Origin of the sequence: Microbacterium sp. NPDC087868, from assembly GCF_044900755.1 — a bacterium.
Lineage (GTDB): Bacteria > Actinomycetota > Actinomycetes > Actinomycetales > Microbacteriaceae > Microbacterium > Microbacterium galbinum.
Genome location: NZ_JBJDNO010000002.1, coordinates 348815 through 373827, shown reverse-complemented (window position 1 = coordinate 373827; position 25013 = coordinate 348815). Strand labels below are relative to the sequence as shown.

At 68.8% G+C, this 25013-nt stretch carries 22 protein-coding genes; 11 read left to right on the top strand and 11 right to left on the bottom strand.

Annotation, left to right across the window (positions count from 1 at the left end; translation table 11 throughout):
* Nucleotides 1-46: 46 nt before the first annotated feature.
* The gene (locus tag ACI2JZ_RS07220) at nt 47-4462 is read right to left on the bottom strand and encodes an SdrD B-like domain-containing protein (protein ID WP_404597036.1); all 4416 of its coding nucleotides are present in this window, start codon (nt 4460-4462) and stop codon (nt 47-49) included.
* Nucleotides 4463-4739: 277 nt separating this feature from the next.
* Here ACI2JZ_RS07220 and ACI2JZ_RS07215 point away from each other — a divergent pair, with 277 nt between their 5' ends.
* Nucleotides 4740-6077 (top strand): LuxR C-terminal-related transcriptional regulator, encoded by a 1338-nt coding sequence (locus ACI2JZ_RS07215; RefSeq protein WP_404597035.1) that lies wholly within the window; start codon nt 4740-4742, stop codon nt 6075-6077.
* 17 nt (nt 6078-6094) lie between these two features.
* Here the strand turns inward: ACI2JZ_RS07215 and ACI2JZ_RS07210 are convergent, their stop codons facing one another.
* Complete coding sequence (locus ACI2JZ_RS07210) at nt 6095-7015, bottom strand: DMT family transporter (protein WP_404597034.1); 921 nt, start codon at nt 7013-7015, stop codon at nt 6095-6097.
* A gap of 33 nt (nt 7016-7048) precedes the next feature.
* Between ACI2JZ_RS07210 and ACI2JZ_RS07205 the strand changes: the two genes are divergently transcribed.
* Complete coding sequence (locus tag ACI2JZ_RS07205) at nt 7049-7639, top strand: TetR/AcrR family transcriptional regulator (protein WP_404597033.1); 591 nt, start codon at nt 7049-7051, stop codon at nt 7637-7639.
* 21 nt (nt 7640-7660) lie between these two features.
* Here ACI2JZ_RS07205 and ACI2JZ_RS07200 read toward each other — a convergent pair whose 3' ends face one another.
* Nucleotides 7661-8320: a hypothetical protein gene (locus tag ACI2JZ_RS07200; protein ID WP_404597032.1), complete on the bottom strand. Its 660-nt coding sequence runs from the start codon at nt 8318-8320 to the stop codon at nt 7661-7663.
* A 92-nt stretch (nt 8321-8412) separates the two neighbouring features.
* Between ACI2JZ_RS07200 and ACI2JZ_RS07195 the strand changes: the two genes are divergently transcribed.
* The 5 genes from ACI2JZ_RS07195 to ACI2JZ_RS07175 all read left to right on the top strand — a co-directional run bounded on the left by ACI2JZ_RS07195 (nt 8413) and on the right by ACI2JZ_RS07175 (nt 11010).
* Nucleotides 8413-8775: a hypothetical protein gene (locus ACI2JZ_RS07195; protein ID WP_404597031.1), complete on the top strand. Its 363-nt coding sequence runs from the start codon at nt 8413-8415 to the stop codon at nt 8773-8775.
* Entirely contained in the window at nt 8765-9229 is a 465-nt protein-coding gene (locus tag ACI2JZ_RS07190) for a hypothetical protein (RefSeq protein ID WP_404597030.1), read from the top strand. The genes ACI2JZ_RS07195 and ACI2JZ_RS07190 overlap by 11 nt, the downstream gene beginning before the upstream one ends.
* Nucleotides 9226-9786 (top strand): NADAR family protein, encoded by a 561-nt coding sequence (locus ACI2JZ_RS07185; RefSeq protein WP_404597029.1) that lies wholly within the window; start codon nt 9226-9228, stop codon nt 9784-9786. Before ACI2JZ_RS07190 ends, ACI2JZ_RS07185 begins: the two co-directional genes overlap by 4 nt.
* A 205-nt stretch (nt 9787-9991) precedes the next feature.
* A complete protein-coding gene (locus ACI2JZ_RS07180) occupies nt 9992-10420 on the top strand; it encodes a DUF5684 domain-containing protein (protein ID WP_404597028.1) in 429 nt (142 codons plus the stop codon).
* Nucleotides 10417-11010 (top strand): DUF998 domain-containing protein, encoded by a 594-nt coding sequence (locus tag ACI2JZ_RS07175; RefSeq protein ID WP_404597027.1) that lies wholly within the window; start codon nt 10417-10419, stop codon nt 11008-11010. The genes ACI2JZ_RS07180 and ACI2JZ_RS07175 overlap by 4 nt, the downstream gene beginning before the upstream one ends.
* Nucleotides 11011-11012: 2 nt before the next feature.
* Here the strand turns inward: ACI2JZ_RS07175 and ACI2JZ_RS07170 are convergent, their stop codons facing one another.
* Together ACI2JZ_RS07170 and ACI2JZ_RS07165 are read right to left on the bottom strand one after the other, a co-directional pair.
* Entirely contained in the window at nt 11013-12395 is a 1383-nt protein-coding gene (locus tag ACI2JZ_RS07170) for a protein kinase (RefSeq protein ID WP_404597026.1), read from the bottom strand.
* A 113-nt stretch (nt 12396-12508) separates the two neighbouring features.
* The gene (locus tag ACI2JZ_RS07165) at nt 12509-13933 is read right to left on the bottom strand and encodes a CitMHS family transporter (protein WP_404597431.1); all 1425 of its coding nucleotides are present in this window, start codon (nt 13931-13933) and stop codon (nt 12509-12511) included.
* A 264-nt stretch (nt 13934-14197) separates the two neighbouring features.
* On the opposite strand from ACI2JZ_RS07165, the gene ACI2JZ_RS07160 reads away from it, so the two are divergent.
* The 3 genes from ACI2JZ_RS07160 (at nt 14198) to ACI2JZ_RS07150 (ending at nt 17349) form a co-directional block, all read left to right on the top strand.
* Nucleotides 14198-15874 carry an ATP-binding protein gene (locus ACI2JZ_RS07160; protein WP_404597025.1) on the top strand — a complete coding sequence of 559 codons (1677 nt, stop codon included), beginning with the start codon at nt 14198-14200 and terminating at the stop codon, nt 15872-15874.
* The gene (locus tag ACI2JZ_RS07155) at nt 15871-16533 is read left to right on the top strand and encodes a response regulator (protein WP_404597024.1); all 663 of its coding nucleotides are present in this window, start codon (nt 15871-15873) and stop codon (nt 16531-16533) included. Before ACI2JZ_RS07160 ends, ACI2JZ_RS07155 begins: the two co-directional genes overlap by 4 nt.
* Before the next feature lie 66 nt (nt 16534-16599).
* Nucleotides 16600-17349, top strand: coding sequence for a LysM peptidoglycan-binding domain-containing protein (locus ACI2JZ_RS07150; protein ID WP_404597023.1), 750 nt, complete (start codon nt 16600-16602; stop codon nt 17347-17349).
* Nucleotides 17350-17496: 147 nt separating this feature from the next.
* Here ACI2JZ_RS07150 and ACI2JZ_RS07145 read toward each other — a convergent pair whose 3' ends face one another.
* On the bottom strand, nt 17497-19542 hold the full coding sequence (locus ACI2JZ_RS07145) for a DUF5979 domain-containing protein (protein ID WP_404597022.1): 2046 nt from the start codon (nt 19540-19542) through the stop codon (nt 17497-17499).
* Between the two features lie 420 nt (nt 19543-19962).
* Here ACI2JZ_RS07145 and ACI2JZ_RS07140 point away from each other — a divergent pair, with 420 nt between their 5' ends.
* A complete protein-coding gene (locus tag ACI2JZ_RS07140; protein WP_404597021.1) occupies nt 19963-20814 on the top strand; it encodes a helix-turn-helix domain-containing protein in 852 nt (283 codons plus the stop codon).
* Between the two features lie 166 nt (nt 20815-20980).
* On the opposite strand, the gene ACI2JZ_RS07135 is transcribed toward ACI2JZ_RS07140, so the two are convergent.
* From ACI2JZ_RS07135 to ACI2JZ_RS07115, 5 genes are all read right to left on the bottom strand, one after another.
* Nucleotides 20981-21355: a DUF2255 family protein gene (locus tag ACI2JZ_RS07135; RefSeq protein WP_404597020.1), complete on the bottom strand. Its 375-nt coding sequence runs from the start codon at nt 21353-21355 to the stop codon at nt 20981-20983.
* Nucleotides 21356-21421: 66 nt separating this feature from the next.
* On the bottom strand, nt 21422-22618 hold the full coding sequence (locus tag ACI2JZ_RS07130; RefSeq protein WP_404597019.1) for an MFS transporter: 1197 nt from the start codon (nt 22616-22618) through the stop codon (nt 21422-21424).
* Nucleotides 22615-22974 (bottom strand): cyclophilin-like fold protein, encoded by a 360-nt coding sequence (locus ACI2JZ_RS07125; protein ID WP_404597018.1) that lies wholly within the window; start codon nt 22972-22974, stop codon nt 22615-22617. The genes ACI2JZ_RS07130 and ACI2JZ_RS07125 overlap by 4 nt, the downstream gene beginning before the upstream one ends.
* A gap of 121 nt (nt 22975-23095) precedes the next feature.
* Nucleotides 23096-24082 carry an aldo/keto reductase gene (locus ACI2JZ_RS07120; protein WP_404597430.1) on the bottom strand — a complete coding sequence of 329 codons (987 nt, stop codon included), beginning with the start codon at nt 24080-24082 and terminating at the stop codon, nt 23096-23098.
* Nucleotides 24082-24999 carry an aldo/keto reductase gene (locus tag ACI2JZ_RS07115; protein ID WP_404597017.1) on the bottom strand — a complete coding sequence of 306 codons (918 nt, stop codon included), beginning with the start codon at nt 24997-24999 and terminating at the stop codon, nt 24082-24084. Before ACI2JZ_RS07115 ends, ACI2JZ_RS07120 begins: the two co-directional genes overlap by 1 nt.
* Nucleotides 25000-25013 lie beyond the last annotated feature (14 nt).

Below are 25013 nucleotides of genomic sequence, written 5' to 3'. Positions count from 1 at the left end.
TGGCGGCGAGCCATGATCGACTCGCCGCCACCCGCTCCGCAGATACTCAGGCCTGTGTGCCCGCCCGGCCGGAGCGACGTGTCAGAAGGAACGCCCCGCCACCTCCGAGCATGAGGAGCGCCAGGATGAGCAGCCACGTCGGGTCGGCTCCGGTGATCGCCAGACCCGAGGTCGGGCCGGTGGGCGGGTCGACCGCCGGCGGCGTCGCGTCGAACGAGTTGACGGCCGTGATCGTCAACGCCTGCAGGTCGTCGGGCGTGCCGGCCTCGACCCGCACGCCGTTCTCGAAGGAGTCGTGGTCGACGATGGAGGCATCCGCCCCACCGTCGTCGGTCTCCTCGCCGAAGCAGACGGAACCGAGCGGCAGCAGGATCGGGTCGCCGTTCGCGTCGACGAACTCGACGATCTCGCCGCCCGAGATCTGCACGGCCTGCGAGAACACGGTGACGGGGTCGCCCTCGTCGTCGAGCAGCACCTGGCAGGTGACGGTGATCGTGAAGACCTTCGCCTTCACCGCGGCCTCATCGGCACCGGTTCCGGCGAGCTGCTTCTCGAGGGCGATCGTGCCGGCCGAGAACTCGTTGACGAACCCGGCCGTGACCGTGTTGTCGGAGTCGTTCGAGACGATGAGCACCGTGACCGGGGCCGGCGTCTCGTCGGCGCCGCCCGTTCCGGTCTCCTCGACGAGGCACGAGGCCCCGACGGGAATGTCGCCGATGCGCTCACTTGTCAGCGTGGTCGCCTCGCTCACTCGCTCCAGCGTGACCGTGCCCTCGTAGACGGATGCTCCCTCGTACGTGCACACCACGCTGAAGTCGAACGGCCCCACGGCCGCGCCGGCTCCGGCGCCCGACAGATCCTTGACGATGATCAGACCACCGAAGAGCTGCACGATACCCGCATCGATGTCGGTGCGGTCCTCGTCGATGCCGAGGACGACCTCGCCACTGGCGCCCGTCGAGGTGTTCGCATCGGAGTCGAGGGCCGTGTCGGTTCCTTGCAGCGCGGCGGTGAACACGAAGTTGTGCTGCTCGACCCAGGCCGGATCGAACGTCACCACGTACGAGCCCGACGGCAGGTCGGCGAACGAGTACGCCCCGTCCTCACCGGTCGTCATCGTCGCCGTGATCGTGTTGCCGTCGACGTCGGTGCCCGAGATCGACACGGGCACGCCCGCGAGACCCGGCTCACCCTCGTCCTGGATGCCGTTCGAGTTCAGGTCGTTCCAGACGACGTCTCCGATCGAGGAGGCGACGACCGCGACCTGGCGGATGGCCGGCCCCACCGGGAGAGACACCCCGGTGACGCGACCGGACGTGCGGTTCTCGTAGACGTCGCCGTCGGCATTGCCGAGCGGACTCATCGCGATCGTGACCTTCATCACGTCGGTCGGGAGGAACGAACCGTCGCGCAGGAAGCGGAGACCCGTGACCCCGGCGAGCGACGTCGGGCAATCCGCGTTCGTGCCGGTCCCCCAGACGACGTTTCCGCCGGAGGGTGCGTCGCACCAGATGGTCGCGCCGGTCGCGGCGTTCGATGCGGATGCCGGGTCGACCGCCAACTGGGCGGACGGAGTGGCCGAGTAGAGGATCTCCACTCCGGTGGTGCCACCGGTCGGAGCGACCGAGTCGAGCGTCAGCGTGCCGGCGAAGTCGTTCCCGCCGATGCCGACGGCCGGAAGAACGTCGATCACGTCGACATCCGACACGTTCTGCGGCGAGTCGATGTTCGCGAAGTCGACCGTCCACACGAATCCGCGCGGCGTCGTCGCATCCCCCGGCGTCACTTCGACGACGGGCTTGTCGACCGACTTGGCGATCTTGATGCCGGTCGGCACCTCGATGAGCACCTGAGCGGTGTCGGTCCGCGCCGATGCCGGCGAACCGTCGGCGGGCGAGCTGACGAGCGCGGTGTTCGTGTAGGTGTCGTTGCGCACCGTGGCGAGGATCTCCACCGTGTACACGATGGGGTCGATCGGCGCGTTCACCTCGTGCTGCCCCAGATCCCAGCGGAGGTACGTCTCACCGGCCGCGCAGGTGAGACCCGCCCCGGCGGGCGAACCCTGCTGCACGAGGGACGGTGCGATGGGCGCACCGCTCTCGTGCACCGAGGAGACGAAGATCTGGTACTCGGGAAGGCAGTCCTCCACCGTCACATCGGCGAAGGTGCCGGCCGACACATCGGCGGTGAGGCTGGGGTTCAGTCGGTAGTCGATCATCGATCCCGCGGTGTACTGCGGCACCGCGGTGTTCGTGAACTCACCGGTGGTGGAGTTCTTCACGTACTTCACGATGCGCGCGTTGGCGGTTCCGAGGATGAGGCGGTCACCCAGGATTCCACCCGCGGTCGATGGGTCGTACGTCGAGTTCTGGTCGCGGCGATCGCCGGCTGCCAGGGTCTCTTCGAGGGTCTTCACGCCGCTCGAGACGACACGGCTCGCCCAGTTGGGAAGCACCGTGCCGATCGCGTCGTTCGAGACGACCTCGAGCGCGATCGCGAGGTTGAGCTGGTACGGGCCGGCAGCCGTCGAGGCGCGGTCGGTGAGCGAGGCGCGCACGCGGTTCACTCCCTGCCAGACTCCGTCGACGAGAGTCGCACCGGGCACCTGAGCGGGGCTGTCGAACCACTGACCGGTCGCGCACGATGATGCGGTGCCCTGGCCGGGGGCGGACGTGTAGCCGTACTGGATCCGCATGTTCGAGGGGCCCGGGTCGGTGCTCCTCGTGGCGCCGGAGATCTCCGAGGCCATCCACACCGGCGAACCGCCGGACGGCGCGTTCAGGTTCGTCGTCGACGATCCCGCGTAGGCGAAGGTCGACGGCAGGCCGAGCTTCGTCTCATCCCACACGTCGCAGATCACCGACGAGTTGGAGAACTGCGTTCCCGAGCTCGGCGGAATGTCGTAGCGCGTGTACGTGAGAGCGCTGATCACGGTCTGTCCTCTGACGACCGTAGTGTTGCCATCGCGGAAGGAGCTCGATCCCGGCAGGCCTTCCCAGACCCCGCCGAAGCCGGCCGGGCCGGTGTTCCCGGGCTGGCCCGTGATGCCGACGAACGCCTTGGTCATCTCGCCGTCACCCACCTCGAGCCGCTCGACCGCGTTGCGCACGTTGTTCGTCGGGTCATCGATGCTGGGCTGTCCGGTGACGTCCGAGGCCACGACGTCCGTGAAGGTGTTGCGGGTCGACAGGGCGAAGCTGCTGCCGGATGCGGTTCCGAGATCGGAGATCGCGACGAGGGGGATCTCGACGATGATCGTCGTCGACACCACCAGGGCGAGGTTGGCCGGGAGCGCGCCACCGTCGGTGTTCTGGGTGGGGTAGGTGACCGCCGTGGTGTCGGCGCCCGTGATCGTGAACTGCACCGGGGTGCCGGGGCCGCCGGGCTGCGCGCACGTGATCGTGCCACTGTTGCGCACGGCGCGGGGGTTCGCCGCCGAGCCGCCCTGCTGGTCCGGGAGGAACCCGTGCAGGTTCAGTGAGCCGGTCCCGCCGCATCCGACCATCCGGGCGCCGTACTTCTCTGCGGCACCCGCACCGGCGGCGATCCAGTCCGGGTCGGAGGTGGTGCCGGCCGGGTAGAACACGTCGGGGCTGAGGTCGTCGGTGAAGGTGATAGGACTTGCGAGCGGGGCGACGCCCTTGCCGCCGGCCGGAGCCGCGATGGTCAGCGGGTACTCCGTCCACCGGCAGGTCTGCGAGTTGTCGAAGGAGCACGGGATGTACTGGCTGAACAGCGGGCCGGTGTTGTCGGTGGTGCCGTTCAGTCGCTTCGAGAGGTCGAAGCGCGGGGCGGCCGAGACCGAGTGGCTGACCGGGTCGGAGATGACGGGAGTCGTCACCTGGTCCGAAGCCGCCTGCACGGTCACCGCGTCGAGCACGGTGCCGTTGGGCACCTCGGGGCGCACGACCGAGAGGAACGTGTAGTCGAGGGCCGTTCCGGCCGCCTGCGGCGCGACCCGGCAGACGATCGTCTGCGCAGGGAGCGTGGTCCACGAGGTGGCGGTCACGGGAACCACCGGGTCCGGCACGTCGGCGGGCGTCACCGAGGAACCCGGCTGAAGGCAGTAGGCGGGCATCGAGACGAGCTCTTCGCCCTTCGGCAGTGCGAACGTGATCGTCGGGTTGGTCTGATCGCCGCCCTCGTAGCGCACGCCGACCGTGTAAGCGACGGTGTCGTTGGTGCGCACGATGTCGTTCGTCGCCGAGGAATCGTGTCCGGCGGCGTCATCGGCGTCGAACGGAACGGTGCCCGTCGCCTGGCTGAGGGTGATCTCCAGCGTCTCTCCCGCCGCGCTGGCGGCGAGCGGCACGCCCCCGAGCGACAGCACGACCATCAGGCCGGAGACTCCGGCCGCGACGGTGGAGCGGATACGCCGACCGGATGCCGAGCTGGTTCGTTTCGTGTGGGCGATCCGCCGTCGTGTCGACAGCAGATCCGTCAATACCGCAGTGAGTTTCATCAGAGGCCTCCCCGACCCTGTGCAGTCGCCCGGGCAGCGACTTGTCACCCATTGAGACGAGCGATCGTCGAAAAGTTAGCGGAACAAAATATAACGAACAGATAACGGAAACGGGAGGCCGTCCGACCCCCGCGCAGGAGTGCGGATGCGCGGGGACGGTCGCAGAAACTTCATCCTCTTTTTCATCCGATATATCACTCTTGTCAAAATGCTCGCTCCCGCGGTATGACACCCACTAGCGTGAGCATCGCGGGGGCAGCCAGGGCAGGAGAGGCAAGTGGCGGGGGAAGCAGTCGGCGCACAGCGCCGAGGATTCGAGCGAGCGCGCGGGCTCGACGAGGGGGATGGCAACGATTCGATCGTCGATGAGCTGCTCAGACTCACCGCACGCAGCGCGGCTCAGCGCGCGAAGGGAAACCCCGTCCCCGCGCTCATCGAGGTCGAGGCGGCGCGGCTTCTGCTCGACCAGTACACCGATATCGGCCACGCGGATCTCGCACGTGCGCTTCCCGAGATCCTCCGCCAGTGGGCACGCGCATACGAGCTCACCGACCACGCGAGCGAGGCGGTCGTCCTGCTGCAGGAATCGTTCGAGCTGGCCGAGCGCAGCGATGACGCGCCGAGCGCGCGATCCGCCGCCGGCCACCTCGCCTGGATCCACGCAGCCGCCGGGCGGCACGCACCCGCCGCGAAGTGGGTCGAGCGAGCGGCGCGGCATCCGAAGGTCGTATCGGATGCCGATACCGACGGCATCCTCGGCCATGCCCTGCGGCTCGCCGACGAGCTGCACACAGCCGCCGCCCTCGAGCTGCTGACGACCATCGATCTCGCGCGGATCCACCCGGAGGGCTGGGCCGCCGTCCAGTTCACCATCGCGCATCTCAGCACCCGAGCGACGGCGCCCGCCGCCCTCGACGAGCTGCTCGCCGAGGAATCCTCGCACCCGGTCGGCGTGAGCAGGTCAGGGGCGAATCTCACCCTGCTCACCCACGCGAAGACCCGGCTGCATCTGCTGACCGGCGACGCCGCCGGCGCCATCCACGTCACTCGAGGTCTGCCCGATCAGCCAGGGCTGATGGTCGCTCGCAGCGCCGCCCTGCTCGCCGCCGACGAGAATCGCGCGGTGCTGGCGATCGCTCGCCAGACCCGACCGCTCGTCGAGGGGCATCCGCGCTGGCGCACCAAGCTCGCCGCAGTCGAGGGCGTCGCTCTCGCTCGAATCGGTGCGCAGGACGCCGCCCGCGAACTCGCGGAGCGGGTGGTCGAGGCCGTACCGCGGCTGGGGCTCTACTCGTCGCTGACGCTGCTGTCAGCCCACGACATCGAGCAGTTCCTGGGGCTCGCCGACCCGACCCTCGCCGCACCGATCCGGGAGCGCGTTCTCGCGCACCTGTCCCATCGGGTCGTCCTGCGACTCTCCCTGCTCACGCGCCGCGAGCGCGAGGTCTTGCGCCTCGTGCTGACGGGCGACAGCGCCGACCGGATCGCCGCGCGGCTCTTCGTCAGCCGCAACACGGTCAAGTCCCAGCTCGCGAGCATCAATCGCAAGCTCGGCGTCACCTCGCGTGAGCAGCTCATCGCGCTGGCCCGAGCCGCGCCGCTCGACGCCGGCTGAACTCTCGCCGCCGCCCCTCAGGCGACCGCCGACTGCTCGCGACCCGTCTTGACCTCGCCCCTCAACACGGCCGCGACACCGAGACCGCAGAGCGCGAAGCCGACGAACGTCACGATCGTGAGGGGTTCGCCGAGCAGGATGCCGCCGGCGATCGCCGTCGCCGGCGCGATGAGGAACAGCAGCGCCTGCAGGGCGGTAATCCCCACCCGTCGCAGCAGCCACCAGTAGAGGCCGTAGGCGGCGAGCGTCGGGAACAGGGCGGTGAGCACGACGGCGAGCCAGAACGATGCGGATGCCGGGGGCACGAGCGACCCGGTGGCCACCGACACCGCGAGCAGCAGGACGGCGGTCACGGTGACGTGGATGGCGAGCGTCACGAGCACCCCCGTCTGCACCGCGGATCGCCGCTGCAGGAACGTGCCGACGATGAGGCACACCATCGCGGTGGCCGGCAGGAGGTAGGCGATCGGGGGTGCGGCCGACGACCCGAACTGCGAGCGCACGACGAGCAGCACACCGACGGCACCGAGGGCGAGGCCCACCCACTGCGATCCCCGCACGCGCAGTCCGAGGATCGGTCCGACGAGCACGGCGACGATGAGGGGCTGCACCGCGTCGATGAGCGCGACCGTGCCCGTGGCGATGCCGGTCGCGACGGCTCCGTAGACGGCGGCGCAGTATCCGAACTGCGCGAAGAGCCCGATCAGCGCCTGCGTGCGCACGTCATATCGGGTGACGTCCTTCGCGGCCCCCGAGACGCGGACGATGAGCAGGAGCACGATCGCCAGGGGCACGAACCGCCAGACCAGCAACGTGAGCGGTGCGACGTCGACCGTGGCGAAGGCCGGGATGATGAAGCCCGAGCTCCACGTGACGATGAAAGCGGCTGCCGCTGCGGCCGTGAGCAGCCCGCGAAGTACACCGATCTGTTTACTCATGCGTCCGACTATACAGGTTGGTATAGTTTTTGCATGACCTCGTCCGTTCCCGAGCTCGCGCCTCTCACCCCCGGAGCACGCCGTGTGCTCGACGCCGCCTCGCAACTCTTCTACGAGCGCGGCATCCATGCGGTCGGGGTCGACACGATCGCCGAGGTCGCCGGTGTGACCAAGAAGACCCTCTACGACCGGTTCGGCTCGAAGGAGGCGCTCGTCGTCGCCTACCTGCAGCACCGCGACGCGCGTTGGCGCGAGCATGTCGCCGCGCACCTCGCCCGGGTTCCCGAGCCGGGCATCGACCGCGTGCTCGCGATCTTCGACGCCGCGATCACCTGGTCCGACGACAACAGCCCCAAGGGCTGCAGCGCCATCAACGCCCGCGCCGAGATCGGCGAGGGCAACGACGACCACCCCGTCTTCCCCGAGGTCTCCCGCCAGAAGGTGTGGCTGTTCGACCTCTTCGACGAACTCTGCGCCGAAGCCGGCATCCGCGATCACCGCGCCGTGGCGCGGGCGATGATGCTCCTCTACGAAGGGGCGATCGTCACGGTCGGCATGGCGACGTTCGCCGAACCCTTCGTCGTCGCGCGCGGTTGGGCGCGCACGCTGCTCACGCAGAGCTGACCGCTCGGCGGCGGTCGCCGGTCACCCCCGAACGGGCTCCAGTCCGGGTTCGCGGTGGATCGCCGCGATGTATCGCTCGATCTCGGCCTCGAGCCGCGCGATCGGCCAGAGCTCCGACCCGCCGTAGCTCCAGAGGCGGATGAACTCGCGGATCGAGTCGAGATAGTTCGCGGCCTGATGCCACGCCGGGTAGGCGTCGCGGTGTTCGCCGTACGGGAAGGGCTCGTCGAGATACGGGCGCAGCAGCCGGCCGTTGAACACGTTGTCGTGCGGGCGGACGGCGACGGAACGGGCGACGTCGGCCTCGAGCAGGGAAGCCGAGGGCGACCCGTCGCGCACCGCGAAGTAGAAGGCGGAGCGCACGATGCTCACGAGGTGGATCTCCTCGGGCACCCGGTGCGTCGCGAACGGCAAGCGGGTGATGACCTCGGCTGCCCGCACCGCGCGCGTGGTCTGCCCGTAGACCCCGAGGCCGAGCACGGCCCCCGTCGCCATCGCGATCGATCGCTCCGACGACAGCGAGAACGCCTTGCTGCGGAGTCCCGTCATCACGAACTTCGCCTTCTTCGGCATCCCGGTCAGGTCTTCGGGGGCGAGGGCTTCGACGAACAGCGGCGTCAGCCGCGCCTTGAGCGCACGGTGCTCGGCCGGGGCGAGCTCGGGAAGCGACGGACGATCCATGGCGATGATTCTCCCTCACGGCGGCGCCCGTCACATTCCGGCCCCATCCTCGTCTTCCTTTCCGGGGATGGGAACCGTGGGAGGGACACGCGATGGGTGAGTACGCCGAGGCGGAGTGGTACCGGCGCGAACTGACGAGGCTCGTCGACGAGTACGGCGAGGTGCCGCCGCCCTGGGTCTACCTGCCCGACGAGCATCCGTACAGCGGCGCCTGGCGCATGGGCAGCGGCGAGACGCTGGAGATGGTGCTCGGCGAGTGGTCCTCCGACTTCACGTTCGACGAGCGCGTGGCCTACCTGCATCGGCATCCGACGCGGCCCCGCTGGTACGAGTGGATGACGGGCTTCCTCTGGGGCGAGGACGCCATCGACGACGACACGGTGTTCGACCGGCTGCGCGCCCTCGGTTTCGAGCGGGTCGACGAGGTCGAGGAGGATCTCGAACGTGACGACTGAACGGGATGCCCACGAGAGACGCGACACCCTACTCGCCGCCGGCTGGGAGCGCGTGCACGTCGAGAACTCCTACTACGACGGCCCGGTCACCGGGGTCGCCGACGTGGAGGGTCGGCCCCATCACTTCGAGCGCCTCGACCTCGGCGGAGCGGAAGACGGCTCGCGGTTCCTCCTGTGGCCGACGACCGACCACGCGCTCCGCACCGAGAAGGAACAGTTCGCGATGTTCCAGCGGTGGATCGCCGCCGGTGGCGCGCTCCCGGATCCGGCGAGCGCGGGTCCCGAGCACCAGCGCTACGTCGTCATCGAACGGATGCTGTCGGCTCACCGCGACGCCCCCGACACCGCCCGGGTTCGACGGGCCGAGTGGGCGTCGTTCGACTCCGCCCAGTACCGGCCGGACGGTCCCGGGTATCTCGTGCGCTGGGGCGCCGACGCGGGGAGCCGGTCGTGACGGGCCCGACGTCGGTCGAAGAGGTGCGCACTCTCGCCCGGCGGGGTCGCCGACTCAAGTTCGTGCTGTTCTGGAAGCCACGACTCCGCGGCGAGCGCGTCTCGGAGGCCGTGCTCTCGCAGTGGGAGCGGTCGCCCTTCACCCTCGACGGCCGGCGCTTCCCGACGGCCGAGCACTACCTGATGTGGCGCAAGGCCGTGCTCTTCGGCGACGGAGCCGTCGCCGAGCGCATCCTCGACGCTCCGGGGCCGGCAGCGGTGAAGGCCCTCGGCCGGCAGGTGCGCGGCTTCGACCCGCAGGTGTGGGAGCGGGATCGCGTCGGGATCAGCGTTGCCGGCAACGTCGCGAAGTTCCGGCAGAACCCCGAGCTGGGCGACTATCTCGTCGGCACCGGGTCGCGCATCCTCGTGGAGGCGAGTCCCGCTGACCGCATCTGGGGCATCGGCCTGGCTGCCGACGACCCCGGTGCCGAGAAACCCGACCGGTGGCGGGGGCGCAACCTGCTCGGGTTCGCGCTGATGCGCGCGCGGAACGAGCTTCTCGACCCGGACGGATGAGGGCGGAGGGAAGCCGCCCTCACCCGGCCCTGCCGGACGACAGGGTCGGCTCCGGGACGAGCCGAGCGAGGCGATGGGGTTCCTCACCGGGGAAGACGAGGTGGGCGAGAGAATCTCACGGGGTTTCCGGGAAAGGGCTGACCCGCGGGCGGTTCTGCGCCATACTGTTGCTCGACACGGGCGATATATCGGTAACCGGGGGGTAATGATGGATGCTGCAATGGCCGTCGATCTGACGGTGGCATACGTGTGGTCGCTCGTGAGCGGGTTGGCCGTGTACGTCTTCTACGGATTCGCGCTCATGGGGATCTTCCGCAAGGCCGGGCTGAAGGCCTGGCCCGCATGGGTGCCGCTCTTCAACACCTGGCGCGTGCTGCAACTCGGCGGGCAGAAGGGTTGGTGGGTGCTGATCGGGCTGATCCCGGTCGTGGGCACGCTGCTCTACCTGGTGTTCCTGATCATGGCGGGCCTCAAGATCCAGGAGGCGTTCGGCAAGCCCGGCGTGTTCTTCGTCCTCGCGATCCTGCTCACGCCGGTCTGGTACGGCATCCTCGCCTGGGACTCGTCGGTGTGGCGGCCGAAGCACACGCCGATCGTGCCGGCATCCGGCTACGAGGCGGCCACGCCCGCATGACCACCGCACTCGCGGTGCTCGCCCTGCTCGGGGTCGCCGTCGCAGTCATCGCGCTGGTCGCCCTGCACGTCGTGCCGAGCGGGCTGTCTCCCCTGCGCGACCCCGTCAGCGCCTACGGCATCTCGCGCTGGCGCGCCCTGTATCGCACGCAGACCGTCGCGACCGCGGTGGCGGCTGCCGCCCTCGCGGGAGCGATCCTCGCCGCCGGCATCCCGTCGACCCTTCCTGCTCTGATCGCGCTGGCGGCGCTCGCGCTCACCCGCGCCCCGATCAGCTGGGTGCCGATGGATGCCGCGGACGCACCTCGCACCGCCACGGGGCGCCGACACAACCTGCTCGCCTTCGGGGCGTTCGCCGCGGCATCCGTCGGTGGATTCATGACGGGCATCGCGTTCTCGGCCGCCGGGTTCGACGGCGCTGCGAACGCCTCGACCGTTCTCGGCTGGGTGATGACCGTGGCGAGCGCCGTGACGATCCTCGCCTCGGTCGCACGGCCGCTCAAGCCGATCTTCGGCCTCGCCGAGCGCGCCATCTACCTCGGGATGTTCGCCTGGCTGGTGCTGGGCGCCGTGCTGCTGCTCGCGCGCTGAGGTCAGTCTCCCGAACCCTTGCCCGGCTTTCCCGCGTGGTCGGGCTTGTTGCCGTTCTGATCCGACGGGTTGTCCTTGGCCCCGCTGCCGGGGGTGCCCTTCTCGCCCTGACCGGAGTTGCCGTTCTCCCCGTCGTCGACGGTTTCGACGACGGACTCTGACGGCGCGACGGGCTCGCTGACGACCTCGTCGCTCACCGGCGCCTCGGTCGCGAGCTCCGCGGGTGCGGCCTCCTCGGGCGCGACCTCGACCGAAGCGACCGCACGGGCCACGGCCTCCGAGAGCGCACTTCCCGAGGCGCCCGAGTCCGGGGCGAGGGCCATCGCGCCGGCGACGGAGACTCCGGCGACCACGAGCGCGGCTGCCCCGGCGATCACGCGCGTGCGGGCCCGGCCGACGCGTGCGGGGCGCTCGGCGGGGAGAACGGCCGTGCGCCCCGTCTCGGCATCCGCAGCTCCGCGGTCGTCCTCGACGGTTGCCGCTTCGGCCACCGCGGGCGGAGCGATCCGGTCGACGGCCGCGCGACTCGTCGCCGGCTCGCCCCCGCTCAGGAGCGCGCCTGCCGCCCTGGCCACCTCTGCGGCGGTCGGTCGCCGATGCGGCTCCATGTCGGTCATCCGCTCGAGCAGATCGCGCCAGGCCGGGTCGACATCGCCGGGAACCGGGGGCGATCCGGCCAGCCGTGCGATCGCGGCGGCGCGACCCGAGCCGATCGGCGTGTATCCCGGTTCGCCGGTCAGCGCTTCGAGCACGACGAGGCCCAGCGCGAAGATGTCGGCGGGTGTGCCCGGGTCGTGGTCGCGCAACTGCTCGGGTGCCATGTAGGTGAGAGTGCCGAGCACAATGCCGGGCGTGGTGAGGCGCGATCCGTCGACGAGGCAGGCGATCCCGAAGTCGGCGAGCTTGGCCGTCCATGCTCCCCCGCTGCGCGTTCCGCGTCTCTGCAGCAGAACGTTCGACGGCTTGACGTCGCGATGCACGATGCCGGCCGCGTGCGCGGCGCCGAGGCCCTGCGCCAGATCACGGGTGAGCGCAGCGAGTTCGCGCGAGGGGATCGGCCCCTGCGCCATGCGCTGGGCGAGCGTCGGCCCGTCGATGAACTCCATCACCAGGTACTGCGGCCGCCCCGGGTCGAGCTGGGCGTCGAAGAGCGTCACGAGCGACGGGTGGTTGAGCGAGGCGAGCAGAGCCTTCTCGGTGTGCGCGCGTTCGACCGAGACCTTCGCCTCGTCTCCCGGATGGATCATCTTGATCGCGACCGTCCGCCCGAGATGCGTGTCCTCGGCGCGGTAGACCGTCGCCATGCCGCCCTGTCCGACGCGGTCCTTCAGCAGGTACCGGCCGTCGAGCAGAGCCTCCGTCGGCGAGACGACTTCCAGCGTCATCGGGTACTCCTCATCGCGAAACGTCGATCGATCCTCCGACACTATGTCTCGCGAACGGCCGGAGTCAGTGGGCTTGACTCCGGCCGATCGAGTGCTTCGCTGCCTGCGAGGCGTCACGCCGCGAGCGGTACCGCCCCCACCAGCACGCCGACCGCGAGCATCACCAGCGACACCGCGCACGCCCGCCACAACACCTTCTTGTGGTGGTCGCCGAGGTTGACGCTCGCGAGCGAGACCAGCAGCAGGATCGCCGGCACCAGCGGGCTCTGCAGGTGCACGGGCTGGCCGGTGATCGATGCCCGAGCCATCTCGACGGGTTCGATGCCGAAGTGCTCGGCACTCTGAGCCAGCACCGGCAGGATGCCGTAGTAGAAGGCGTCGTTCGACATGAAGAACGTCAGCGGGATCGACAGGATGCCGGTGATCACCGCGAGGAACGGTCCGAGCGCGGTGGGGATGGCGGTCGTGATCCAGCCGGCCATCGCGTCGACCATGCCCGTGCCGTTCAGCACGCCGACGAGCACGCCGGCGGCGAGCACCATCGAGACGACGCCCACGATGCTCGGGGCGTGGGCGACGATCTCGTCGGCCTGGCTCTTGAGCTTCGGGAAGTTGATCACCAGCGCGACCGCCGCCCCGACCATGAAGACGTAGGCGAGCGGGAAGATGTCGGCGACGAGCAGCACCATGACCGCCGCGGTGAGGGCGAGGTTGACCCAGATGAGCTTCGGGCGCAGCGTGGCGCGGTTCGGGTCGAGCATCGTGTCGGCCATCGCCGTGTCCTCGCGGTCGAGCAGCGCGGTCGCCGCCGGCAGGCCTCCGCGGCCGCCGGCGAGGGTGACGATGTTGCCGGTGCGCAGTGTGGCTCGGGCACCGGGGGTGGCGTTGCCGCCGCGGAACACCTTCGAACCGGTGCCCGCCGAGCCGCCGATGCGATCGGGGTCGATGCTGCCGAGGCGCTTGCGCTCTCCCAGCCCGAGGAACCAGGCGAAGAGCAGGGCGACGATGAGGCCGGCCCCCAGCGAGGGAAGCATGGGCACGAAGACGTCGGTGGGCTGCAGGCCGAGTGCGGTCGCGGCGCGCACGGTCGGGCCACCCCAGGGGACGATGTTCATGGTGCCGTTCATGAGACCGGCGACACAGGTGAGCACGACCGGGTTCATGCCGAGCTTCAGGTAGATGGGCAGCATCGCCGAGGTGGTGATGATGAAGGTCGTCGAGCCGTCGCCGTCGAGCGAGACCGCGCCGGCCAGGATCGCCGTGCCGAGCACGATCTTGGCCGGGTCGTCGCCGAGCAACCGGGTGATGAAGCGGATGAGCGGGTCGAAGAGTCCGACGTCGATCATGATGCCGAAGTACATGATGGCGAACATCAGCAGCGCGGCGGTCGGGGCCATGTCGGAGATCGCGTCGATGATCATCTCGCCGAGGCCGAGACCGGCGCCGGCGAAGAGCCCGAACACCGTCGGCACCAGGATGAGGGCGACCATCGGGGTGAGACGGCGGGTCATGATGAGCGCCATGAAGACGAGCACCATCGTGAACCCGAGGGCCACGAGCACGCCCTCGGGCGGCAGGAACGCCGTCGCGTAGCCCTCCTCGGCGGAGAGCAGGATCCCAGGTTCCACGTTCACATCGACTCCTTCGTCGTGTCGTGCATCAGAGCGGAGCACCGCGTGCGGCGCATCCCGAGAGACTAGGTCGATCGCAGACGCCGCGCGCGCTATGTCGCATTGCTGCACGTTGTGCGCGTAGCGTGTGTTCTGCGCATTGTGCTCACGACGCGACGAGGAGGTTGCCCGGTGCGTTTCGCCACCCGACTGCTGCTCGTGCAGCTCGCGACCGTCGCCGCGGTCGTCACCGTCTGCACCCTCGTCTTCGGATGGCTCGGCGTGCAGCAGCTGCGCGCCGAGTCCGAGGCGACCGCGCTCAACATCGCCCGCACCCTCGCCGAGGACCCCGATGTCCGTCAGCTCGTCGCCGAGTTCTCCGCCGATCCCGGCACGCCCGAGGCGGCGGCGCTGCGCGGCGGACCCCTGCAGCAGATCTCGGTCGACGTCGCCGATCGCACCGATGCCCTGTTCGTGGTGATCACCGACGATCACGGCATCCGCCTCGCCCACCCCAACCAGGATCTGCTCGGCCAGGTCGTCTCGACCCCGTTCGAAGAAGTGCTGCGCGGAACCGAGGTCGTCGACTGGGAGGTCGGCACGCTCGGCGAATCGGCGCGCGCGAAGGTGCCGATCTACGCGACGGCCGGCGAGCCGCCGGTCGGCGAGGTGAGCGTCGGATTCGAGCGCGCGAGCGTGTTCGACGAACTGCCCGCTCTGATCGCGACGATCGCGGTCGCGGGGGTCGCGGCCCTGGGCCTGGCGGCCCTGGCCACGCTTCTGCTGCGGCGCCGCTTCGAGCGGCTGACGCTGGGCCTGCAGCCCGAAGACCTCGTCGCGCTCGTGCAGAACCAGGCCGCCGTGCTCGAGGGGGTCGGCGACGGCGTCTTCGCGGTCGACCCGGAGGGCGTCGTGCGCGTCTGCAACAGCGCGGCGGAGCGGATGCTGCAGCTCGACTCCCCCGTCGGTCGCCGCGTCTCGTCGCTCGGCCTCGACGACACCGTGCGTCGTATGCTCGACGGTCGCGGTGCGAGCGCCGAAACGGTGGTCGGCGATCGGGTGCTGTATCTCGATGCCCGCCCGGTCGTGCGCGAGGCCCGACCGCTCGGGGTGGTCGTGGTCGTGCGGGATCGCACCGACATCGAGGCCCTCGCCGGTCGCCTCGAGACCGTACGTGCGACGACCGAGGCACTCCGGGTGCAGCGTCACGAGTTCGCCAATCGTCTGCACGTGGTCTCCGGCCTGCTCGACGCCGACCGTGGACGTGAGGCACGCGCCTTCCTCGACGAGCTCACGCACCGCGGGTCGGTGGGCGGCGATGTCGAGGGGATCGAGCGGGTGCCCGATCCCTTCCTGCAGTCGTTCCTCGGAGCGACCGCGGTCACGGCCCGCGAGCGCGGTGTCGCGCTGGTCATCACCGACGACACGCTCCTGCTCGGTGAGGTGACCGCCGCCGAAGACGTCGCTGCCGTGCTGGGAAACCTGGTCGACAACGCGATCCGTGCTGCCGTCGCCGGCGTCGAGCCGCGACGGGTCGACGTCACCGTCCTCACCGACGGCAGCGAGTTGGTGCTGACGGTCGCCGACTCCGGCGCGGGCATCACCCCGCCCGACCGCGACCCCTTCGCCCCGACCACCGAGACGATCGCCGTGCGCTCCGGTTCCGACGCATCCGATGCCGGACCCGTGCACGGCCACGGCTACGGGCTGCCGCTCTCCCGCGACCTCGCCCGCCGGCGCGGTGGGGACGTGTGGCTGATCTCGCCGGGTGGTGGTGGCGGCGAGGGCGCCCATGGCGCCGTGTTCGGCGCCCGCATCCCTTCTGCGGTGCGACCGCCCGACGACGACCGGCATCTGGAGGAACAATGACCGACGACATCCGCGTGCTCGTGATCGATGACGACTTCCGCGTGGCGGGGCTGCACCGCGACGCGGTGGCGAGCGTGCCCGGGTTCACCCCGCTCGAGGCGGTGCACACGCTCGACGCCGCCCGCCAGGCGCTGCGCGCGCATCAGCCCGACCTGCTGCTGGTCGATGCGTATCTGCCCGATGGCGACGGCATCCGCTTCGTCGCCGACACCGAGCGCGACGCGTTCGTGCTGTCCGCGGCGACGGATGCCGTGACCGTGCGGCGCGCGATCAACGCCGGCGCCCTCGCCTACCTCGCCAAGCCCTTCGACGCCACGGCGCTCGTCGACCGGCTGCGCCGCTACGCCCGCATGCGCAATCTGCTCGGCGGCGACGCGGCGCTCACCCAGGAGCGCATCGACCGTGCGATGTCGATCATGGCCGGTGGCGCCGAGCCCGCGACCGTCTCGCGCTCGGCGACCGAGCAGCTCATCCTCGACGGCCTGGGCGACGATGACGAGGCATCCGCCGCCGAGGTCGCCGAGCGCGTGGGAATCTCACGCGCGACAGCCCAGCGCCATCTCGCGGCCCTCGCGACGCGGGGCCAGGTCGAGGTGCGACTGCGCTACGGCACCACCGGTCGGCCCGAGCATCGATACGTGCGGGTGGGGAAGCGGTAGGCGGGCGGTGCTGCGACAGCGATCCGGCGCTGGCGCCCTATCGCCGGTGATGGGATGCTGAGCAAGATGAAGCGTTCGACGAAGATCACGATGGTCGTGTCTGCAGCCGTCGTTACGGGGCTGCTCGTTCTCGCGCTGCCGGCGATGATCGGAGCCACGACCTGGGTCACCGGAGTGTTCGGTGCGGGGTCGGGCTCTCCCGCCGCGACCGAGTCTCCGAAACCGACCGCTGACCCGGCATCCGACGACGGTCTGGTCGACCTCGGCGACGGCATCTCGGTGCCCGCCGACGGACCGGGCGAGTGCACGGCGAGCGCGCGGATCAACATCAGGGCCGAGGACAACGAGCCCTTCCATTCGAAGCTCCTCGGCGAGCTCGTGGAGATGGGGCCATCGGAGCTGGCGCGCGGCGAGGTGCTGAAAGACGACGATGGCGAGATCTACGCGTACGTGGTCGCGCCGGGTGACAGCCCCATCGCGATAGGCGAGCGATTCTGCATCGACTACACGACGGTGCTGTCGCACAATCATGTGCGCATCGACATCAACCCCGGAGACGTGCTCTACCTGCGCCCCGACCCGACCCTGCCGTGGGTCGATCCGTACAGCCCGTTCGATGTCCAGCCCGGCGAGCAGACCGGGCCCTACTACGACGCCATCGACTTCATGCGCAATGCGGTCGTCGCGAAGGACCTCGCGGAGGCTCAGCGGGTGTGGGCCGGACTCGGCCCGCGCGTGCATCCGGAGGCCCGCGCGATCGCATCGCACGCCCTTGAGACCGAGGACTGGGACGTGCTGCGGCAGATGTTCCCGTAATCGGGACTGCCCGAACGCACGCCGTGCCCCGTCGGGGCTCTCGCTGACGAGGAACGCTTCCAGCGCCCGGCGTATCCTGTTTCCCTCTCCAGCCGAGAGGAAGGGGTCGCGCATCGGATGATGCGCGACCCCTTCTCGATCAGCGGATTACGCCTGGCCGCGGCGCCATCGCGTCCCGAGGGCGACCGCACCGGCCACCGACAGCAGCCCGGCGATCGCGATCAGCGGCGTCGCGTCGGCGCCCGTGATCGCAAGTGTCGTGGTCGACGAACCGCTCGGGGTCGGCGGCACGACGGTGACGGGGTTCTCGAGACCGATCTCGACAAGTCCCGCACCCTGGGTGAAGGTTGCGGTGCCGTCGCCGTTGTCGGTGATGCCGGTGCCGGTGAACTTCGGGGTCTGGAACGTGACACCGTCGGCGGTGGCCTCGATCTCGGTCAGGGTGATGACGGTGCCCTCGGGAACGTCGACGATCTCGTAGACCGTGCCGTTGCGCACCTCGAAGGTGTCTTCGCGGGGCTCGGTCTCGCCCGGGACCATCGCGCTGTACTCGACCGTGTAGGACATGTCGACGACCTTGGCCGCACCGTCGCCGGTGACGGTCTTGGTGACGGCGAACGAGTACAGGTTGAAGTTCACCGGGTTCTCGAGCCCGATCGCGACCGTGCCCTCACCGATGGTGAACGTCGCGGAGCCGTCGCCGTTGTCGGTGACACCGGTGCCCGTGTAGATCGGCGTGCCGTAGGTGACGTTCGCGGCGGTCGGTGCGACCTCCGAGAGCGTGACGACGGTGCCGACCGGCAGCCCGGCCAGACCATCAGTCTCACCGTCGGCGATCACGAGCGAACCGGTGACGGTCTCGCCCGCGGCGACGTAGGAGTAGTTCACCGTGTACTCCGCGTCGGCGACGACGCCCGCGCCAGAGCCCGTGACGACCTTGGTCACGTCGAAACCGCCCAGCAGCTGCTCGACCGGGTTCTCGAGACCGATCTCGATCACACCGTCGATCATCGTGACCGTGGCGGTGCCGTCACCGTTGTCGGTGACACCGGTTCCGGAGAAGACCGGGGTGCCGTAGACGACGCCCTCGCCTGTGGCCTGGACCTCGGAGAGCGTGATGACCGCACCCTCGGGCACGTCGTTCAGCTCCGCGGTCTGACCGTCGGTGACGGTGAGCGTGCCGTTCGTCGTGCCGTAGGAGTAGTTCACCGTGTACGAGGTGCCCGCGACCTGCGGGGCGCCCGAACCGGTGACCGTCTTGGTGAGCGCGATGTCGCCGAGGCTGTCGCCCTCACCACCACCACCGGCGTCCACGTACGGAACCGGCGTCGCGTTGTAGGTCGTACCGTTGACCACGGCACGGTTGTTGAAGACATCACCGTCGGCGACATCGACGGGCAGATCCATCACCACGATGACCTCGTACACGCGAGAGCCGTCGGTGTTCGCGCCGTTCAGCTGCACATCGAACGCGGTGTCGGCCGGACGATCGGTCAACGTGTACGAAGTGCCCGCCGTGGCACCCTGGCCCAGGTACTGCCACACGCTCTCATCGTCCTTCTGCGCCCAGTCCGCCTTGGCGATCGAACGGACGGTGAGGCCGGCCGGGTCGAACACCAGCGGCGCGTCGTAGTCATCGGTGATGATCGGGTTCGGGCCCGAGCCGAGATCTTCGCTCGGCACACGGATCACCCACGTCATCGACGTGCCGTCGTTGTTCATGTACCCGAACTTGGTCGGCGACGTCGGAACATCATCCGGGCCCGCCGTACCCACACCACCCTCGACATCCGTCACGATCGTCACGTTGTTGCCCGTCGTGAACTCGATCTGCTCCTCCGTGAACTCCTCCACGAACTTCGCGTTGAAGTTCAAAGTGCCGTGCACGTTGTTGTGCGTCGCGACGAAATCCGTGAGCGTGCAGACGAACTGCGATTCGGTGACCGCGCAGGTGCCGACGATGTTGCCATCAGCATCCGGCAGGTCGATCGTCGCCCCGAACCCGACAAGAGCGTCAGGGAAGTTCAGGGTGAAAGTGTCACCCGGCTGCGCCGAATCCGGCACCGCCCACGTCGCAGCGACTTGATACTGCGCATCCTTCACATACGGCGGCGCGTTGACGATGTCAACGCTCGTGATGCCATCCACCTCGGCTGCATTCGCGGACTGAGCCGTGAACACCCCTGAGAACATGGCCAACACCATGCCCATCAAGACAAGAAGTACACCGGTCGCGCGCGAGCGCTTCCGGAGCACAACAGAGTTTCCACGCATATCGTTCTTTCCCCTCTCGCACACTCGAGCGTTCTCGCGCCCCATGGGAGTGGGCGCGCGGAGGCTCGGGTGCCACCAATCTCCTAGGAACCCTCGGGTTCCACGCCGCCGCCGACGTGCGTCAGCACGGTGTCGTCAAGCGTGGGAAAGTCCCCTCCTCCCAGGAGTAAATCGGTGAACCGGCTGAGAGCGGACCCGCAGCGGCCGGAGTCAGCACAAAATGTCCGCCCCGCGTGCAGGATTTGTCCGACGGATGCCTGTCGACGTCGCATCGCCGCATCGTTGCGCCCGATGCCGGGATATCGGTAGGTTGAGCGCAGGTTCGCGGAAGGGGCAGGGGTGTCCTTACTCACGATGGGAACGCAGGCGGCGGAGAAGTGCGACGACTTCGGCTGGCATCCGCGCGGGCGCATCGACCCCGGCCTCGTAGCCGAGACCACCCGGCATCCGTCGTTCGGCGCGGGACGCGCCTGGTCGAACTCGGCCGGGTACAGCCTGACGACGGACCCGCAACGCCTGTACCTCGTCTACACGGTGGAGGGCGCCTTCGAGTTCGATGTCGACGGCAGAGCCGTCGTCGCCGAGGCCGAATCGCTCGTGCTCTTCGAGGGCGCGGCGCCCACCCTCGCGCGCACGCTGACCACCACCGCGCGCTTCGTCTGGTACCTCGAGCCGACATTCCTGCAGCCGGGACGTTCGCGCTTCCGCTTCCATGAGCCGGTCTCGATGCGCAATACGTCGATCCGCGCGCTCATGACGATGACGAACACCCTCCTCAACGCGCCGACGCCGACGACGGCATCCGCTCGACGACACACGGCAGGCGCGCTCGAGCACCTCGTCGCCGGAGCGCTCGACGAGGCAGGAGCCCTGCGCAGCGGCGACTCCCGCCATCGCGATGGCCTCTTCATGGCGTCGCAGGTCGCAATCGAAGCGGGCTTCCGCGACGCGGGGTTCGACGTCACCGCGCTCGCACGCGAGGTCTCGGTGAGTGTGCGCACACTGCACGACACGTTCGCGCGGTTGGGAACGACCCCGCGTCGCGAGATCGAGCGGCGACGACTGACCGAAGCGCGCCGTCTCGCTGCCGCCGGGGACCTGTCCGTCTCCGTGGTCGCCGAGGAGTCAGGTTTCTCGTCGATCAAGCAACTTCGCCGCGCCCTTAGCCGTGCGCCTTCACTCGATGCGTGAGCCGGGCCGCCGGGCCCGCCCTCACCCTCTCAGTTGAATGTAAATTCCGCGGACAGATGTCCCAATCGACCCGTTTTCAGTGGGTATTTGTCCCTGGAACGGCGCTCGAATTCCGATGAGAGATGTCCCGAACGACGGCTTGGCCCACCTAGCGGAGCCGCTCACATCAGGGGTGCCCGGGCAAGATCCGCACGGTTGCAGACACTGGGCCTGCAGCGATCATGTGCGGCAGGTATGTGCTGCCTCGATACTTCTCGCGGTATGCGTCTGACACTGCGTCCTCGACAGCGGCGGGTGCCGGCTCGAACACCACGTCGAACGTGTCGCCTGCCGCGATGACGCGGCCCTCCGGATTGGCGATCGCGGCTTGGTACCATCGCGAGCGGATGCCGTTGTATGCGCGGACGTACAGGTCGTTCCCGACTGCGACCGCCCAGATCCACGTTGGCGTGCCATATGTCTTGCGATCGGCCCGCAGCGGGGCGATCTTCAGATCGTCGGCCTGCACGATCCGGTCCAGCGTGTTCTCATCCCAGTCCATGGGTGTCCTTTCCGTCGGCGGCTCACATCGGGATGCGGTCGGGAGTTGGCAGCGGCATCGGCGGGGTCAACTGGCGGTGAATGCCGAGCGCCGACCACAGAATGTGAGTCCGAGCGTGAGCGTGCCAAGCGCCGCCATCGCGACTGCGAGGATCGTCCCGTCATTGACCGTCAGCAACGCCGCTCCGAAGATCCCGGCCCCGAAAATGGCGAGGTTGAACGCCACGGGGAGGAACGAGTTGGCCGCGTCGGCGTTGTCGCCGCCAGCGCGTGTGAGGGAGTTCTGCAATTGCGGTGCCGTTCCACCGAAGGCAACACCCCACAGCACGGCCGCGACGAGGACCGCCGCTGTCGAGGCCTGCCCGATGATGAGGATCACGCCGGCCGCGGCGAAGGTCCCGGCGGAGAGGTGCAGCAGCGCTCTCGGGTACCTGTCGAGGAAGACCCCGGTGAGTCCGACGCCGACGAGCGAGGCGAGGCCGTAGACGAGGAGCATGAGATCGGGGGTGATGCCGGTCTGCGTTGCTCGAAGGTAGGGGGCGATGTAGGTGTAGATGGTGCTGTGGGCCAGCATCCACACGACGATGATGATGAGGATGATCGGCACCCCGCGCAGGCGAAGTACCTTGTGCAGGGGTAGTCGCGTAGCCGCAGGAACTGGGGCGGCGTCGGGAACGACGGCGAGGATAGCGGCCCCCACCGCGATGCCGAGGATGCTGAGGCCGGCGAAGGCCCAGCGCCAGTCCGTCGCGGCGCCGATGAATGCGCCCAGCGGAGTCCCGAATGCGAAGCCGAGAGGCGCGCCGATCGACATGATCGAGAGGGCGACGCCGGAGCGGGCGGGCGGGCTGATCCGGATCGCGTATGCGGCGAGCATCCCCCAGATGACCCCCGAGAAAGACCCTGCGACGAACCGGGAAGCCAGGGAGAACGCCACGTCCGTTGAGACTGCGGTTACGGCGTTTGCGAGGACCAGTCCTGCTACGGCGGTGAGCAGCAGTGGTTTGCGACGGAAGCCTCGGGTGAGGGAGATGGCGGGAACCGTCACGATCACGGTGCCCAGCGCGTATGCGCTGACGAAGAGCCCCACGGTTCCTTCGCTGGTGCCCATGCCCGCCGCGATGTCGGGAAGGAGGCCGGCCGGCATTGTCTCCATCGCGACCAGGATGAACCCGATGAGCGCCAGCGAGATCAGCGCCGGCACGGGGAGGCGTGAGCCCTGCGATCCTCGGGCGATGTGCGTGGTCGCGGTGTTTGTGGTCATCGGCCTGAGCTCACTGTCGCGGCGAATGGGCGCGCGTCCTTAATGGACGCGACGTCTTCGAACGTCCCCAGCGGGATGATGCCCCGGTAATAACCCACGGATTCGTAGAACAGGACCAGTACCTGGTCGGGTGCGTAGTAGCCGATCATCCCGGGCTCGGCGCTACTCCCGATGGGCATGCCATCCAGGTCGAGGGATTTCGGGAGTGCGGCGAGTTTCTCCTGGCCGCCGAAGTCCGTGAACGACAACTCCAGCGGCAGCAATGCCAGCAGTGACACCGTTGCGGGGCTTGTGTTTAGCACGCCGGCAATAGTCCGGTCGTTCATAGTGATGCGGACGGGGATGTCAGATGACACGCGAGCTCCAAGTGGTTGGGGAAGCGCGGGTAGCGCTGGTATCCATTGAACGGCGGTTGTGGCGAGCGAGGGAGCCCCTGACGAAACGTCCCCTGCGGGGGTACCCCTTCGCCGGCGGTTGTCAGCGTCCGACGAGGGATTGGTGATGTTCGTTGTAGCGGGCGCCCGATACTCCGACGCGTCGGGCGAGGGAGTCGAGAGCGTTCAGGTCGTCGGCGGAGAGCGGCACCGTGGAAGCTGCGGCGTTCTCTTCGAGCCGCGAGATGCGGCGGGTTCCCGGGATCGGGCTGATCGACGCATCCTGAGCCAGCAGCCATGCAAGAGCGATCTGCCCGGGGGTAGCTCCGCGGGAGTCGGCAAGCGTGGTGACGAAGTCCACAAGTTCCTTGTTCGCTGCGCGATTCTCGACCTCGAATCGCGGGATGGACCCGCGGATGTCGTCCGGTGCGAACGTCGTGGTGTCGTCGACGGTACCGGTGAGGAAGCCTTTGCCCAGCGGGCTGAACGGGACGAATCCGATCCCGAGTTCGCGGAGCGCTGGGAGCACTTCGGGTTCGGGGTCGCGCGTCCACAGGGAGTACTCGCTCTGCACGGCGGTGACGGGGAACGTCGCGTGCGCGCGTCGGATCGTCGCAGCCGATGCTTCGGAGAGGCCGAAGTGCCGCACCTTTCCTTCGCTCACGAGGTCGCCGACCGCGCCAGCGACATCTTCGATCGGCACTGAAGGGTCGACGCGGTGCTGGTAGAAGAGGTCGATCACGTCGGTGCGGAGGCGACGGAGGGACGCTTCGGCGACCCTCCGGATCTGCTCGGGGCGGCTGTCGAGGCCGACGCTCTTTCCGCCCTGGATGTCCCAGCCGAACTTCGTCGCGATGACGACGTCGTCGCGGAGCGGCTCCAGGGCTTCGCCGACGAGCTCCTCGTTGGCGTAGGGGCCGTAGACCTCAGCCGTGTCGAAGAAGGTGATATCGCTGTCGCGGGCGGAGCGGAGCACGCGGATCATGTCCGCTCTATCGCCCGGGTTGGGGCCGTATCCCTGCGACATGCCCATACAGCCCAGCCCGATAGCGGACACTTCGAGGGAGCCGCCGAGAACGCGGGTGTGCATCATGAGCCTTTCGTCGTAGACGTCGGGGTTTCGGCTTCGGGGATCTCGACGTTCCACGTCGAGGGGTCGACCTCGTCGGGGTCGGGCCCGCCGCGCACACCGCGGTCAAGGCGATCGATGGCGGTGAGTTCTGCCGTGGTCAGTTCGAAGTCGAAGAGGTCGATGTTCTGAGCGATGCGCTCCGGGTTGGTCGACTTGGGGATGACGGATCGGCCCTGCTGCAGGTGCCAGCGCAACATGACCTGCGCCGGAGTCTTGCCATGGCCTGCCGCGATCCCGGCGATCGTCTCGTCGTCCATGACGCTCTTACGGTTCTCGCCCCAGCCGGGGTAGAACGTGATCCCGCCGATCGGTGACCAGGCCTGCGTCACGATGCCGAGTTCAGCATCCGCCTTCTGTACGGCGGTTTGTGTGAAGTAGGGGTGCAGCTCCACCTGGTTGATCGCCGGGACGATCTGGGTCTGCTCGCGCAGGGCGGCGAGGTGGTGGGGCATGAAGTTGCTCACCCCGATGGCACCCACCTGTCCGTCCTCGAGGAGGCGCTCGAGTGCGTGGTACGCCTGAACGGTGCGCGCGAAGTGCTGGGGCATGGGCTGGTGGAGGATCAGCACGTCGATCCGCGAGACGCCGAGTTTGGTTGCGCTCTTGTCGAAGGCGTGCAGCGTCTCATCGAAGCCGTAGTCGCTGACCCAGACCTTCGTCTCGATCACGACCTCGGCCGGGTCGATGCCGGATCGGCGGATGCCGTCGCCGACCTCGCGTTCGTTGCCGTAGCCGGCCGCCGTGTCGATGTGGCGATATCCGGCCTTCAGCGCGGTTTCGACCGCGGCCGCCGTCTCGGCGGGGGCGCTTTGGAAGACGCCAAACCCGACGCTAGGGATAGTGACGCCGTTGTTGAGGGTGATCAGGTTGTTCATGATGACTCCAGGGG